The sequence below is a fragment of the Rhodoplanes tepidamans genome (assembly GCF_030813915.1).
In the GTDB taxonomy this organism is placed as follows: domain Bacteria; phylum Pseudomonadota; class Alphaproteobacteria; order Rhizobiales; family Xanthobacteraceae; genus Rhodoplanes; species Rhodoplanes tepidamans.
In genome coordinates this window covers 47096-60982 of the sequence record NZ_JAUSUJ010000027.1, presented here as the reverse complement: position 1 = coordinate 60982, position 13887 = coordinate 47096, and the positions used below count along the sequence as shown (strand labels likewise).

The following is a 13887-nucleotide window of genomic DNA, read 5'->3' as shown; positions in this document are numbered from 1 at the left end:
GCTCGCAGGAACGGGGAACGGGCGGGTCACAGCAGGCTCGGCAGCCACAGCGCCAGCGCCGGGAATGCGACCAGGATGCCGAGACGGATCAGATCGGTGACGACGAACGGGGCGACGCCGCGGAAGATGTCGGCGAAGCTCAGCTCGTCGACGACGCTCTTGATGACGAAGACGTTCATGCCGACCGGTGGGCTCACCAGGCCGAGCTCGACCGTCATCACGACGATGATGCCGAACCAGACCGGATCGAAGCCGAGCGCCGTGACGACCGGAAAGATGATCGGCACGGTCAGGATGATCATCGCCATCGCGTCCATCAGGCAGCCGAGGACGAGGTACATCAGGAGGATCAGGGCGAGCACGCCGTAGGGCCCGATGCCGAGCCCGGTCATGAACGCCGTGACCTTCTGGGGCGTGCCGGTGAGGGTGAGGAAGTAGCCGAAGATCAGGGCGCCGATCAGCACCGTGAACACCGCCGCCGCCGTGCGGGTGGCGTGCAGGAGGGCGTCGAGGATCGCGTCGCGCGACAGCCTGCGGCGCAGCACGCCGATCAGGAAGGCGCCGCCGGCGCCGACGCCGCCCGCCTCGGTCGGCGTGAACAGCCCGCCGTAGAGCCCGCCGATGACGAACAGGAACAGCACCACCGGCGCCCACACCTCGCGCAGGGCGGCGAGGCGCTCGCGCAGGGGCAGTCGCGGTCCGGCCGGCAGCAGCTTCGGCTTCGCGGTGGCGATCAGCGCGATGGTCGCCATGTACATCAGCATGGCGAGCAGGCCCGGGACGATGCCGGCCATGAACAGGCGGGAGATGTCCTGCTCGGTGATGATGCCGTAGACGACCAGCACGGTCGACGGCGGGAACATGGCGCCGAGCGTGCCGCCGGCCGCGATGGTGCCGGCCGCGAAGGCCTTGGGATAGTCGAAGCGCCGCATCTCCGGATAGGCGACGGTCGAGAAGGTCGCGGCGGTGGCGACCGAGGAGCCGGAGATCGCCGCGAAGCCGCCGCAGGCCGCGATGGTGGCGAAGCCCAGCCCGCCGCGCAGATGCCCGATCGTCGCGTTGGCGGCGCGGAACAGCTCGCGACTCATCCCGGAATTGGTCACGAAGGCGCCCATCAGCAGGAACATCGGGATGACCCCGAAGGTGTAGTCCGTGACGGTGCGCATCGAGGTCTGGGCGATCAGCTTGAGCGCCGGGCCGAAGCCGGTGATCAGCCCGAACCCGACGACGCCGACGAGGCCCATGGCCATGCCGACCGGAACGCGCAGCAGCATCAGCACGAACAGCAGCACGAAGCCGCCGACGGCGACGAGATCCTGGGACATCGGGCTCACTCGACCGGCTCGAGCGAGCGTCCCTCGCGGACGCGCTCGGGATGGAACACCAGGCGGAAGGTGCGCACCGCGATGAGAATCACGGCGGCCGCGTCGCCCGCCCAGGCGAGCGCGAAGAACGGCCACACCGGGAGCTGCAGGTCGTAGGTGAGGATGTTCTGCGCCCTGGTCGCCACCACCTTGTCGAACAGCATGACGGTCTGCACGGTCACGACCAGCAGCAGCACCAGGGTCGCGAACACGTCGATGGCGCGCTTCAGGCGCGGCCCGACCAGATCCCAGACGAGATCGACCGTGATGTGGGCGCCCCGGTAGCTGGTCGCGGCGATGCCCCAGAAGATCAGGATGCCGAGGAACATGCGACCGAAGTCGTAGCCGTCCGGGATCGACACGGCGAACAGATACCGCAGCATCACCGAGACGAAGATGTCGAGCGCGACGAGGCCGACGAAGCCCGCCGCGATCCACTCGATCGCCGCGATGAAGCGGTCCATCGCGTTCTTGGGGCGCCCCCTCGGGCGTCGGGAGATTTCCATGGCGGGGCTCCGGGATGATGATCGGGCCGAGGCGGGATCGCCGGCGTCGGCGCCGCGCGCTCGGATCGGCGTCCACTGAAGCCGGCCGACACTCCGCTCGCTCCGCGGACGCGGGACTTCGGAGCCGCACGTCGTGCGGTCCCTGGGTCCCCGCGTCCGCGGGGACGCGCGGAAGCCGGGTCCGGTTCGTCGGAACCGAACGTCGCTCTAGAAGGCAGCCTGCTGGGCTTCGAGCTGTGCCTTCAGCTCGGCCGCGATCGCCGCCGGGTCGCCGCCGACCTTGCGGACGCTCTCGGCCCAGGTGTCGCGCAGGGGCTGCACGGCCGCCTTCCAGGCGGCGATCTGCGCCTCGTCGAGCTTGACCACCTCGCGGCCCGACGCCGCCTTCATCTTCTCGCGGCCGGCGTGCTCGTAGTCGGTCCACGGGCCGGAGAGCCTGGCCGCCCACTCGCTGGTGCAGTGCTGGTCGATGACCGCCTTCTGGGCCGGCGAGGCGTTGTCGTAGACGGCCTTGTTCATGGTCCAGGCATAGGCCGTCGTGTAGAGCGGAACGTCGAGGCTGTACTTCGTCACCTTGTCGATGCCGAACAGGAACATCGAGTTCCACGGGAACGTGATGGCGTCGGCGACGCCGCGCTCGAGCGCGTCGCGCGATTCCGGCGCCGACGCCTGGACGTTGGTGCCGCCCAGCGTGGTCACCAGCTCGCCCATGATCACCTGGGCGGGACGGACCTTCACGCCCTTGAGGTCGCCCGGCTGGGTGATCTTCTTCTTGGAGTGGAGCGTGCCGGGATCGTGCACGAAGGCGAGACAGAAGTGGGTGTCCGCCATCTCCTTGCCGGCGTACTTGCGGTACCAGGCGTCGACGGCGACGGAGCCGCCCTTGGCGTTGGTGACCGTGAAGGGAAGCTGCGCGGCGTTGATGATCGGAAAGCGGCCGGGCTGGTAGCCCGGGCTCACATAGCCGACGTCCGCGATGCCGTCGCGCACCATGTCGTAGTGATCGAACGCCTTGCCGAGCTGCTCGGCCGGGAAGACGACGCTCTTGATGGTGCCGCCGGAGGCCTTTTCCATCGAGGCGGCCCAGTCGCGGGCCGACTGGACGAGCGGATGGGCCGGCGGCACCCACAGCGAGATCTTCAGGAGGATCGGCTTCTCCTGCGCCGCGGCGGGCGCGGCCCACAGGGCGGGCGCGACCCACACGGCGAGCGCGGCGGCGAACGCCGGCACCGTGCGGCGGAGTGGACGTACGGGCATGCGGACGGGGGTGAGTTCCGTCATGGTCGTCTCCTCGTGGTCGTTTCCTCGGACATGTCTCGGCCTTCGGCCGCTTCTTGCGGTCCCGTTCCGGGATCCGGTGTCGTGTCGTCGCAGCCGCGCCGCAGCGGCGCGTTCAATCCTCCTCGAGTCCCTCGACGATGCGGCGCAGCACGGCGATCAGCGCCGCCTTCTGCCCGCCCACGATGGCGTCGAGCCGCGCATCGTGGGCCCGGGCGATGGTCTTGAGCTTCTTCAGCATGCCGTGGCCGGCCGGCGTCAGGCTGACGCCGTAGCTCCTGCCGTCGGTGGCGTTCGCCTTGCGGGCGATCAGGCCGCGGCCGTCGAGCGCCTTGAGCGTCGAGGTGAGGGTCGAGCGATCGCGGCCGACCAGCCGGCTGATCTCGGTCGGCGTCAGCCCGGGATTCTCGGCCACCACGGTGAGGAGCGTGTACCAGCCGGGCTTCAGGCCCGCGGCGCCGGCGCCCGCCGCGAAGGCGTTGAACGACGCCTCCTGGGCGATGCGCAGATGATAGCCGACGAGATCGGCGAGGGACGGAGGAATGCGCAGGCCGGCCCCGCCGTCCGCGCCGCCCGATCCGTTCGCGACCTTCTCGGTCGACGTGCCGCGCATGCGTCCCGGTCCTCGCAGCCGCCCCCGTCCGCGAGGCGGGGGGCACGGACCGGCCGCCCGATGCGGCCAGTCCGGTCGCGAGCCTAAGCCGGCCGGGTGGGCGGACGCAAGATACTTTGATGTCCAATCAAATGCCGGCCATCCGCCACCGCCCGGCCGCGGGCGGTGTGCGCCGCCCTCAGGCGCGGCCGAGCAGGCCTTCGGCGATGTCGCGGTTGATGCCGATCAGCGGGCCGACCGCTCGGGACGCGGATCGGCGGCGATCGAGTCGGTGTGGTGCGCCACGTAGAGTCCGAGGCTCGCGAGGCTCTGGCGCACCTCGCAGGGAAGCGTCGGCCGCGGATCGCCGGCCGCCTCCACCAAGTCGTTCCAGAGGCGCCTGTTGTAGGACAGCGCCTCGTCGACGGCGGCTCGGCTGCCGTCCCAGCGGGACTGCACGGCCTGGAGCCGCAGGGCCGCGTCGAGCAGGAGACGGGCCTGGACGTCACGCGGAACGGGCGCGGCCCGTTCCGGACTGTTCGCCGTTGCGATGCAGGGCATGGTCCACCAGCTCCCGCTCGTAGGCGATCAGCTTCTTGGCCTCCTTGAGGGCCTTGTACATCTCGCCTGCGAGGATGTGGTTGTTCACGCTCTCGATCAGCGGCCAAGTGCTCGGCGCCGCCTTGAGGATGTCGCTGACCAGCTTGAAATAGATCTCGTGGTAGGCGCGCGCGTCCTTGGACGTGTACATCAGCTGGATGGCGAGATAGATGCGCTTCGCCGGCGTGTCGGCCGTCTCGGCCGTCAGGATGTCCTTTTCCCGCAGGATCGGCGTCTCCCCCTCGATCAGCAGGCGGGCCCGCTGGTCCGAGTTGGTGATGACGCAGTCCCCGAGGATGATGCGTTCGCCGGGCTTCAGTTCGACCTTGAGGGCCATGGACGCTCTCCGCGTGAGTCTCACCAATCGTTAACCATCTGGTTTAACGAACGGTTAAGGCGCGAAACATGCCCTGTCGTCAGCGGCTTGTCCGATTCGGGCGACACCGGGGAGCGGTCTTCGCGACGCGTCGCCCGTGTCGTCGGGCTGCGATTCGACCGTGGCGCGTCGCGCGGCGGACGCCCGACGGTAGACGTCGCGCGGGCGGCTCGGGGGATATCGGACGGCTGTCGGGCGCGGAGGGAGTGAGGCAGAGCCGGCAGCCGCCGGCGGGCCGCGGCCGGCCGCGGCGGGCGGGTCGGCCCGCCGCGCACCCCGCGGGCTCCGCGGGGCGTCGGTCGTCGTCGGCGTTGCCGGCGAGCTCAGGGCTGGCCGAGCAGGCCGGCCGCGATCTCGCGGTTGATGTTGATGAGGGCGACGAGCGCCTCCGGCCGCGGATCACGCTGGATGTCGAGCGTGTGGTTCATCACGAACAGGCCGAGATTGGCGACGTTCTGCCGGACCGCCGCCGGGAGCTGATGGTCGGGGCTGGTCACCGAGGTCAGGAAGACGGTCCAGAGCTTGCGATTGTAGAGAAGCGCGTCGGCGAGATCGGAGCGGTCCTTCTCCCAGTCCTCGCGCAGGTGCTGCAGGCGGGCCGCCGCCTTGAGCAGCAGGCGGGCTTCGAGCTCGCGCGGATTGGCGATCTGCTGCGCAACCTGTCCATAGGCTTTCGCCGCGCTGTGCATCTGGGGAGACTCCTGGTGCCACGTTCGGCACGATGGCTCTCGTTTTAGCCCTGTGCCGTTAAGACATGCTTATTCAGACGGCCCACTTTGAAAAGGACGCACGCCTGGTTCGTGCGGCTCGCGCGTAGCCGCGTCGATCTCTTCTGGATCGTTGGGAGAGTTTCGGGCGGGCGGCCCGCGGGAGCGCTCCGTATCCGCGCCCCGCGGGAACCGTCGCCGGGGGGAGCGGCGGCGCCGCGGGGCCGTGGCCCCGGAGCCCGCCGCGCCGTCTTCGGCGTCAGCCGAACAGCCGCAGGACGGCCTGGTTCGCCTGGTTGGCGAGCGAGAGGGCCGTGGTGGAGAGCTGCTGGCGGGTCTGCAGGGCCAGCATGTTGGCGCCCTCCTCGTTGGTGTCGGCGAGGACAAGGTTGTCGGCGCCGATCTGCAGCGTGTTCACCATCTGCTTGGTGAAGTCCTGGCGGACCTGCACGGTCGAGAGGTTCGAGCCGAACTTCGAGGCCTGGGTGCGCAGCGTGGTCAGAGCCGTGTTGATCGACTCGATCACCTGGTCGACGATGGTGTTGTCCTGGAAGGACGCGCCGTTCTGCTTGTTGAGGCCGAGGTTCGACGACGAGTAGGTGACGCCCGTGATGGTCAGCGAGCTGGTGCCGCGCTCGTTGAACGTGATCTTGAGGTCGTCGCCGTTGAGAAGGTTGATGCCGTTGTAGGAGGCGTCCTTCGACAGGCCGTCGATCTGGTTGAGGACGTCGTTGTAGTCCTTCTGCAGGCTTTCGCGGGTCGAGTTCGCCGTGCCCTCGTGCTTGACGCCCTTGAGCGTCTGGGCGCTGGTGCCGAGCGCCGTGAGCGTGTTGGTCGAGCCGCCGATGGTCAGCGTGGTCTGGCTGGTGCCCTCGGCGAGGCTGAGCGTGTAGGCGGTGCCGACCACGCTCGAGGTCACGCCGGACAGGTTGGCGAGCGCCGCCGTGAACTCGGCCAGCGTCGACACCTGGGTGGTGCTCTTGCCGAACGTGATGGTCTGGGCGAAGCCGCCGTTCGCCGACACCGTGAACACGTCGCCCTCGGCGCCGCCGGCCGCGATCAGGCGGTCCATCAGGCTGGTCGAGGCGTAGCTGCCGGCCGTCATGCTGAGGGCCGTGGTGGCGAGGCCGGCCGCGATCGAGAAGTCGACGTCGGCGGACTTGGCGACGATCTTCAGCTTTCCGGCCTCGTTCGAGATGTCGAGATTGGCCCCGAGCATCGCGTTGGCCTTGAGCTTGGTGACGACGGCGTCGAGGTCGTCGGTGCCGGCGAGGCCCACCGTCTGGGTCTGCGGGCCGGTGCCGTCGTTCGGGTCGACCGTGATGGCGATGTTGGTGCCGTTGGCGAGGTCGGTGTCGATCTCGCCCAGCGTCAGGTCGCTGTTGAAGGTCTTGCTGAGCAGCGCGCCCATGCCGCCGCGGGCGCCGGAGCCGAAGTTGTAGTCGGCCTCGGCGGCGCTGAGGCCGAGCGCGTCGGCGACGCCCACGTCGGAGAGCGTGAAGCCGATCGAGTTGCCGGTCGCCGCGGAGAGGCCGAGCGAGAAGGTGGTGCCGGAGATCGAGGCGGTCGCCGCGCCGCGATTCGAGTTGATCCACGAATTCAGCTCGGCGAGCGTCGACACCATGCCGCCGCCGTGGCCGAACGTGACGGTCTTGTCGGCCTGGCCGGAGACCTTGAGGATCATGTTCGAGGTGCCGAGCGTACCGCCGCTGTCGATGACGTTGTCGAGCAGGCTCTGCGAGTTGTGGGTCGTGGCGGTCAGGCCGACGGCGGTCAGGGTGGCGGCCGTGGAGCCGGAGCCGGCGGCGCTGATCGAGAAGTCGACGTCGGCCGAGGCCGCGGTCAGAACCATGTGGCCGGAGCCGTCGTTGGTGATGGTGATGTAGTTGTCGAGCGTGTCGCCGACGGTGCCGGACGTGGTGGCGTCGAACACCGCCTGGGTGGTGGCGAAGTCGGCCTCGGTGCCGGCCAGGGTGACGTCGAAGGTCTTGGCGACGCCCGCCACCGTGACGCGGATCTGAACCGTGCCGGCCGCGCCGGCGCCGCCCGGACCGGCGGTCAGGTCGACCGTGCCGGTCTTGGTGCCGATCGTCTCGGCCAGGTTGGTGAAGGAGAGGTTGACGGCCTTCGGCTGCAGGTCGTTGGCGCCGCCGGCGATCGCCGAGCCGATGATCTCGGTCGGCAGCGAGCCGGTGATGCTCAGCGCGTCGTAGGTGGCCGAGGGCGCCGTCGCCGAGCGGGCCTGCTGGGCGATCGACTTGGCCGACTGCACCAGCTTGGTCAGCGAGGTGATGCCGTTGTTCGCGGCCTCGATGGTCTTGATCCCCTGCGCGATCGAATCGAGGAGGGAATTGAGGTCGCCGGCCCGGTCGCCCAGAGACTGGGAGGTGAAGAAGTTCGACGGGTTGTCGAGCGCGGAATTGACCTTCTTGCCGGTGGCGAGACGGTTCTGGGTGGTCGCCATCAGGTCCGCGGTCGCCTGCAGCGAGAGCAGGTTCTGGCGGACGCCGGCGGACAGGGTGATGTTGGACGACATGGGAGCCTCTCCGTCGAAATCTCGGGCCGGCGCCGAGGGCTCGCGGTTCCGATTCGCGGTAGCCTCTTGCCGAACGTGGAGAGCGTAGGGTCGAGATCGTTAACGGCTCGATAACGACGTTCAAAAATCAGCGCCTGAATTCCGGATTCTTTACGTATAAGCAATTTTTGCCGGGTCGGTCCCCTCCGGGCGCCGCATCCACCCGTTTCGGGCGGTCCTTCGGCGCGCCTGCGATCAGGCCGGGAGGAATTCGGCGGCCGCGCGGCCGCGATCGTTAACGTATCGTAAACATCCTCGGCGTGTCGAGCGTGCGGACGTCGGACAGGGCGCGGGCGTCGGACAAAAAGAAAACGGCGGGGCCGAAGCCCCGCCGTCGATGTCGACCCGAAGGTCCCGAGCGAAGGTCCTGTGCGGCAGGACCCGGAGATCAGAACAGCCGCAGGACGGCCTGGTTCGCCTGGTTGGCGAGCGAGAGGGCCGTGGTGGACAGCTGCTGCCGGGTCTGCAGGGCCAGCATGTTGGCGCCTTCCTCGTTGCTGTCGGCCAGCACGAGGTTGTCGGCACCGGTCTGCAGGGTGTTGACCATGCTCTTGGTGAAGTCCTGACGGGTCTGCACGGTCGTCAGGTTGGAGCCGAACTTGGAGGCCTGGGTCCGCAGAGACGTCAGGGCGTCGTTGATCGCCGAGATGGTCTCGTCGATCTTCGTGTTGTCCTGGAACGTGGTGCCGTTCTGCTTGTTCAGGCCGAGGTTCGACGCATTGTAGGTGACGCCCTTGATGGTCAGCGACGAGGAGTTGTCCTCGTTGAAGGCCACCTTGAGATCGTCGCCGTTGAGGAGGTTGATGCCGTTGTAGGAGGCATCCTTCGACAGGGCGTCGATCTGCGCGAGGACGTCGTTGTAGTCCTTCTGCAGGCTCTCGCGGGTGGCGTTCGGGTCACCCTCGTGCTTCACGCCCGACTTGGTCTGGGCGCTGGTGCCGATCGCCGTGAGCGTGTTGGTCGCGCCCGCGATGGTCAGCGAGGTCTGGCTGGTGCCTTCCGCCACGCCGATCGAGAACGCCGAGCCGGTCACGCTCGCCGTGACGCCGGACAGGTTCGCGATCGCCGAAGTGAACTCGGCGATGGTCGAGACCTGGCCCGTGCCCTTGCCGAACGTGATCGTCTGGGCCGCGCCGCCGTTGGCCGCCACCGTCATGGTGTCGCCTTCGGTGCCGCCGCCGGCGATGACCTGGTCGAGGAGGCTGGTCGAGTTGTAGGAGCCGGCCGTCATGTTGAGGGCCGTGGTGGCGGTGCCGGCGGCGATCGAGAAGTCGACGTCGGCAGTCTTGGCGACCAGCTTCAGCTTGCCGGCCTGGTTGGTGATGTCGAGGTTGGCGTTCAGGGTGGCGTTGCCCTTCAGCTTCGTCACCACGTCGTCGAGGCTGTCGTCGCCCGACAGGCCGACCGTCTGGGTCTGCGCTCCGTTGCCGTCGTTGGCGTTGACGGTGATGGAGATGCTGGTCCCGTTGGCGAGGTCGGTCTCGATTTCGCCGAGCGTCAGGTCGCTGTTGAACGACTTCGAGAGCGCCGAGCCCATGCCGCCACGGGCGCCGGTGCCGAAGTTGTAGTCGGCGGTCGCCGCGCTGAGGCCGAGCGCCGTGGTGACGCCGACATCGGTCGCGTTGAAGCCGATCGCATTGCCGGATCCGGCCGCCAGGCTCAACGAGAACGTGGTGCCGGAGATCGAGCCGGTCGCCGCACCGCGGTTCGAGTTGATCCAGGTGTTCAGCTCGGAGATGGTCGAGACCTGACCACCGCTGTTGCCGAACGTGACGGTCTTGTCGGTCTGGCCGGTGACGCTCAGCACCAGGCTGGACGTGCCCGCCGTTCCACCGTTGGCGGTGATCTGGTCGAGCAGGCTGGTCGAATTGTGCGTCGTGGCGGTGAGGCCGACGGCGGTCAGGGTGGCGGCCGTGGAGCCGGAGCCGGCGGCGCTGATCGAGAAGTCGACGTCGGCCGAGGCCGCCGTCAGCACCATGTGACCCGAGCCGTCGTCGGTGATGGTGATGTAGTTGTCGAGCGTGTCGCCGACGGTGCCGGACGTGGTGGCGTCGAACACCGCCTGGGTGGCGGCGAAGTCGGCCTCGGTGCCGGCCAGCGTGACGTCGAAGGTCTTGTCGACGCCCGACGCCGTGACGCGGATCTGCACCGTGCCGGCGGCACCGGCGCCGCCCGGACCGGAGGTCAGGTCGACCGTGCCGGTCTTGGTGCCGATGGTCTCGGCCAGGTTGGTGAACGAGAGGTTGACGGCCTTCGCCGACAGGTCGTTGGCGCCGCCCGCGATGGTCGAGGAGATGGTCTCGGAGGGGAGCGTGCCGGTGACGTTGAGCGCATCGTAGGTGGCGGCCGGAGCCGTCGCCGAGCGGGCCTGCTGGGCGATCGACTTCGCGGACTGCACGAGCTTGGTCAGCGAGGTGATGCCGTTGTTGGCCGCGTCGAGCGTCTTCACCGCCTGGCCGATCGAGTCGAGGAGCGAGTTGAGGTCGCCCGCCCGGTCGCTGAGCGACTGCGAGGTGAAGAAGTTCGACGGATTGTCGAGAGCCGAGTTGACCTTCTTGCCGGTGGCGAGACGATTCTGCGTCGTCGCCATCATGTCCGCGGTCGCCTGGAGGGAGAGGAGATTCTGGCGGACGCCGGCCGAGAGGGTGATACCGGAAGACATGGAGTTCAACCTTTCTGGTTGTGTGCCGTACTGGCAGTGGTGCTTCGACCTTCATGGTCGCCGGCCGTGATCGCACGGCGGAGCGTAAGCAAGCGTAAAGACGGCCGGTTAATTCCGGGATAACATCGGGCCTCCGGTCGGAAACCGAACACATTGGTTTCGATTAGGTTTTCGTTAATCACACCGGTCCGGCGCAGCCCCGGCGCGGGTGGCGTTTCCGGGGCGTCGCGGGCGCTGCCGGGGCACTCCGGCGAGGCCGTCGGCGAGGCGCGGGCAGGGGCGACGCCGGGCGGACGACGCAGCACGGGCGCGACGGGACGGCGGGCGAGGGAAGCGGGGCGGGACGTGTCGGGTCGGCGTGGCGGCCTGACCCGTGCGCATGCGCGGACCGCCGCGGAGCCGCAGGGCGGAGCGCCTCAGATCTGCAGGTCGGCCTGCGTCAGCACGTCGGCCGGGCTCTTTCCCTCCTCGAGCGCCTTGTTGTAGGCGCGCATGCGCAGGAGGGCCTCGTCCGGAACCTGCCGCAGCACCTGGCGGGATCGCGAGTCGATCACCCGGAAGATCACCTCGCGGGTCTCCGGATTGAGGATGACGACCCGGGTGGTCTGCTCGATGGCCTGGCGCGTCTGCGCCTGCAACGGCTGCTCCTGGGCCGGCGGGTTTCCGTGCTGCGCGAGGTCGGGATCGTTCGAGGTCGAGACGTTGGTGCCGAGCGCCGCGACGGTCTGGTGGTTCGGCAGCACGGTCTGGACCGCCGGCACCTCGATGGCCGCAGGCCGAGCATAGTCGCCCATCGGGACGACGCTCGGCGGCCTTATGGTGAGGCTCGTGTCCATGTCACGTCCTGACGGCCTGCGGCCAGTCCTTCGTTCGGCCGCACGTTTCCACCTTCCAATCCCGAATTCTTAAATGTCACGCATTAAGACCTTGTTAGAAAAGATGGTTATCGAGAAATACTTTTGTACGGACAATTTTAACGATTTCCGGTGCAGCCGGGCCGCGGCGCGAATCCCCGCCCGCCAGCGGCCGGGGCGTGCGGTCGGGAATCAGGGGCGCGGCAGGGCCGGGCCGACGGCGGCCTGCGTCGGAAGATCGGCCGCGGCGATGACCCGGAACCGCGCCTGCGGTTCCGGCTGCTTCAGCAGCGCGATGCGGTCGATCGCGAGCGGTCCGGGGCCGAGATGCCGCGCGACGAGACCGGCGAGATGGTCGGCGAGACCGTCGCGGCGATCCGCCGGCAGCGGCCCGGTCAGGGTCATGTGAAAGCGGAACGACTCGAAGACCCAGGGATAGCCCCAGCTCTCGAAGTTCTCGCGCAGCCGCTCCGTGGTGAGCGCGCCCTGCCGGCGGCGGCGGTCCTCCGCGGTGAGCGGGGCACGGAAGCGATCGAGGCGGGTGACGCAGTCGGCGGCGAGACGATCGAGGGCCGGCACCCGCTCGGCCGGAACGACCGCCACGAAGCTGCCGATGGTGCGGACCACCGGCCTGATCCGCGGAATGTCTGGCTGCGCGTGGGCGAGGCGGCGGACGGCCTCGCGCAGTGCCGTCTCGTCACCGCCCTGGGCGAGCCGGAACGGCGCCTTGAGGGTGGCGTGGAAACCGTAGCGGCGCGGCTCCTCGGTCAGCGCCGGCCAGTCCTCCGGCAGGCCGGCGCCGGTCGGCGGCGGCGGCTCGGTTCCGTCGTAGCAGTCGTAGCCGAGGAGGGCGCTGCCGAGCCGATGGAGCGGGTGGGTCGGCGCGGGCACGAAATAGATCGCGTAGCGCGGTGCGGTCACGGCGGCACTCCTCGAACGGACCGGCGGCGCGCACCCATCGCATGAATCGCGGACGGCCGGGTGACGGTCCGGCCGATCCTTACCAGCGTTCCGCCCGAGCCGGAACGACGGGCCGGCTCGTGCTCCCGGCCGGCCCGTCGTATTGCTGTCACGCTGGCATCGTCCACACGGGAGACACGCTGTCGCCCCTCCGGCCTCCGCCCCTCAGACATCCCGAGCCTCGCATGACCGAACCCGCCGATCTCCTGCTCGTCAATGCCCGCCTGGTGCTCGCCGACCGGGTGATCGAGCGCGGCTGGGTCGCCGCGGTCGCGGGACGGATCGTCGAGATCGGCGAGGGGACGGCCCCGGAGCCCGGCGAGGACTGCGGCGGCGACCTGGTGATGCCGGGCCTGATCGAGCTGCACACCGATCACATCGAGGCGCATTACATGCCGCGGCCCTCGGTGACCTGGCCGGCGGCGGCGGCGGTCGTCGCCTATGACGGCCAGATCGCCACCAGCGGCATCACCACGGTGCTCGACTCGCTGCGGGTGTGGCGGGAGGAGGGTGCCGACGAGGTCGCCGGCGAGGCGGCGACGCTGGCCCAGGCGATCGACGCGGCGCGCGGCGCGGGGCTGCTCCGCGTCGAGCATTTCCTCCATCTGCGCTGCGAGGTGCCGATGCCGCATGCCGTCAGGGAGACCGAGGAGCTGATCCACCGGCCCGACGTGCGGCTCCTCTCGCTGATGGACCACACGCCGGGGCAGCGCCAGTTCCGCGACGAGGCGAAGCTGCGGGCCTATTACCGCGGCAAGAAGGCCGGGATCTCCGACGCCGAGCTCGATGCGCTGTTCGCCAGGCGCGTCGAATTCCAGGCCGCTCACGCGCAGGCGAACTACGCGGCCCTGGTCGCGCTGGCACAGGCCCGCGGGGTGCCGCTCGCGAGCCACGACGACACCACGCTCGCCCATGTCGAGGACGCGGTGCGCGACCGCATCGCCGTCGCCGAGTTCCCCACCACGCCGGACGCCGCCGTGGCGTTGCACGGCGCCGGCGTGCGGGTGCTGATGGGGGCGCCCAACCTGGTGCGTGGCGGCTCCCACACGGGCAACGTCGCCACCGTGGACCTCGCCCGCGCCGGCGTGCTCGACATCCTGTCGTCCGACTACGTGCCGTCGAGCCTTCTGTTCGCGGTGCTGCGGCTGCCCGAGATCGTTCCGGCGGTCGACCTGCCCGCCGCCGTCCGCACCGCGACCAAGGCGCCGGCCGAGGCGGTCGGCCTTTCCGACCGCGGCGAGATCGCGGTCGGCAAGCGCGCCGACCTGATCCGGGTGCGCTGGGTCGACGGCCTCTGCGCGGTCCGCCGGGTGTTCTGCGCCGGCCGGCGGGTGGCGTGAGCGCCGCTGCCGCCCGTCGTCCGCGGCGGGACCGCCGCGGATCGTCGGCTTTCGACGATATCCCTTAGAGCGG

General features: G+C 69.4%; 12 protein-coding genes. 1 reads left to right on the top strand and 11 read right to left on the bottom strand.

Annotation, left to right across the window (positions count from 1 at the left end; genetic code table 11):
- Positions 1 to 26: 26 nt before the first annotated feature.
- From J2S22_RS25440 to J2S22_RS25390, 11 genes are all read right to left on the bottom strand, one after another.
- Positions 27 to 1325, bottom strand: coding sequence for a TRAP transporter large permease (locus J2S22_RS25440; protein WP_272777587.1), 1299 nt, complete (start codon positions 1323 to 1325; stop codon positions 27 to 29).
- 5 nt (positions 1326 to 1330) lie between these two features.
- Positions 1331 to 1870 carry a TRAP transporter small permease gene (locus J2S22_RS25435; RefSeq protein ID WP_272777586.1) on the bottom strand — a complete coding sequence of 180 codons (540 nt, stop codon included), beginning with the start codon at positions 1868 to 1870 and terminating at the stop codon, positions 1331 to 1333.
- 207 nt (positions 1871 to 2077) lie between these two features.
- The gene (locus J2S22_RS25430; RefSeq protein ID WP_272777633.1) at positions 2078 to 3127 is read right to left on the bottom strand and encodes a TRAP transporter substrate-binding protein; all 1050 of its coding nucleotides are present in this window, start codon (positions 3125 to 3127) and stop codon (positions 2078 to 2080) included.
- A 136-nt stretch (positions 3128 to 3263) separates the two neighbouring features.
- Positions 3264 to 3761, bottom strand: a complete 498-nt coding sequence (locus J2S22_RS25425; RefSeq protein WP_272777585.1) for a MarR family winged helix-turn-helix transcriptional regulator — start codon at positions 3759 to 3761, stop codon at positions 3264 to 3266.
- Between the two features lie 225 nt (positions 3762 to 3986).
- The gene (locus J2S22_RS25420) at positions 3987 to 4301 is read right to left on the bottom strand and encodes a flagellar biosynthesis regulator FlaF (protein ID WP_272777584.1); all 315 of its coding nucleotides are present in this window, start codon (positions 4299 to 4301) and stop codon (positions 3987 to 3989) included.
- The gene (flbT, locus tag J2S22_RS25415; RefSeq protein WP_272777583.1) at positions 4246 to 4677 is read right to left on the bottom strand and encodes a flagellar biosynthesis repressor FlbT; all 432 of its coding nucleotides are present in this window, start codon (positions 4675 to 4677) and stop codon (positions 4246 to 4248) included. The genes J2S22_RS25420 and flbT overlap by 56 nt, the downstream gene beginning before the upstream one ends.
- 362 nt (positions 4678 to 5039) lie before the next feature.
- Positions 5040 to 5405 carry a flagellar biosynthesis regulator FlaF gene (gene flaF / locus J2S22_RS25410; protein ID WP_272777582.1) on the bottom strand — a complete coding sequence of 122 codons (366 nt, stop codon included), beginning with the start codon at positions 5403 to 5405 and terminating at the stop codon, positions 5040 to 5042.
- A gap of 277 nt (positions 5406 to 5682) precedes the next feature.
- The gene (locus tag J2S22_RS25405; RefSeq protein ID WP_272777581.1) at positions 5683 to 7959 is read right to left on the bottom strand and encodes a flagellin N-terminal helical domain-containing protein; all 2277 of its coding nucleotides are present in this window, start codon (positions 7957 to 7959) and stop codon (positions 5683 to 5685) included.
- Between the two features lie 427 nt (positions 7960 to 8386).
- Complete coding sequence (locus J2S22_RS25400) at positions 8387 to 10660, bottom strand: flagellin N-terminal helical domain-containing protein (RefSeq protein ID WP_272777580.1); 2274 nt, start codon at positions 10658 to 10660, stop codon at positions 8387 to 8389.
- Between the two features lie 416 nt (positions 10661 to 11076).
- Positions 11077 to 11496 (bottom strand): FlaG family protein, encoded by a 420-nt coding sequence (locus J2S22_RS25395; RefSeq protein ID WP_272777579.1) that lies wholly within the window; start codon positions 11494 to 11496, stop codon positions 11077 to 11079.
- Positions 11497 to 11706: 210 nt separating this feature from the next.
- The gene (locus J2S22_RS25390) at positions 11707 to 12435 is read right to left on the bottom strand and encodes a DUF1045 domain-containing protein (RefSeq protein ID WP_272777578.1); all 729 of its coding nucleotides are present in this window, start codon (positions 12433 to 12435) and stop codon (positions 11707 to 11709) included.
- A 224-nt stretch (positions 12436 to 12659) separates the two neighbouring features.
- Between J2S22_RS25390 and J2S22_RS25385 the strand changes: the two genes are divergently transcribed.
- Entirely contained in the window at positions 12660 to 13814 is a 1155-nt protein-coding gene (locus J2S22_RS25385; RefSeq protein ID WP_272777577.1) for an alpha-D-ribose 1-methylphosphonate 5-triphosphate diphosphatase, read from the top strand.
- Positions 13815 to 13887 lie beyond the last annotated feature (73 nt).

Coding starts and splice junctions, on each gene's coding strand:
- J2S22_RS25430 (WP_272777633.1), bottom strand. CDS start 3,127: ATGCCCGTACGTCCACTCCGCCGCACGGTGCCGGCGTTCGCCGCCGCG.
- J2S22_RS25385 (WP_272777577.1), top strand. CDS start 12,660: ATGACCGAACCCGCCGATCTCCTGCTCGTCAATGCCCGCCTGGTGCTC.
- J2S22_RS25435 (WP_272777586.1), bottom strand. CDS start 1,870: ATGGAAATCTCCCGACGCCCGAGGGGGCGCCCCAAGAACGCGATGGAC.
- J2S22_RS25440 (WP_272777587.1), bottom strand. CDS start 1,325: ATGTCCCAGGATCTCGTCGCCGTCGGCGGCTTCGTGCTGCTGTTCGTG.
- J2S22_RS25400 (WP_272777580.1), bottom strand. CDS start 10,660: ATGTCTTCCGGTATCACCCTCTCGGCCGGCGTCCGCCAGAATCTCCTC.
- J2S22_RS25405 (WP_272777581.1), bottom strand. CDS start 7,959: ATGTCGTCCAACATCACCCTGTCCGCCGGCGTCCGCCAGAACCTGCTC.
- flbT (WP_272777583.1), bottom strand. CDS start 4,677: ATGGCCCTCAAGGTCGAACTGAAGCCCGGCGAACGCATCATCCTCGGG.
- J2S22_RS25425 (WP_272777585.1), bottom strand. CDS start 3,761: ATGCGCGGCACGTCGACCGAGAAGGTCGCGAACGGATCGGGCGGCGCG.
- flaF (WP_272777582.1), bottom strand. CDS start 5,405: ATGCACAGCGCGGCGAAAGCCTATGGACAGGTTGCGCAGCAGATCGCC.
- J2S22_RS25420 (WP_272777584.1), bottom strand. CDS start 4,301: ATGCCCTGCATCGCAACGGCGAACAGTCCGGAACGGGCCGCGCCCGTT.
- J2S22_RS25395 (WP_272777579.1), bottom strand. CDS start 11,496: ATGGACACGAGCCTCACCATAAGGCCGCCGAGCGTCGTCCCGATGGGC.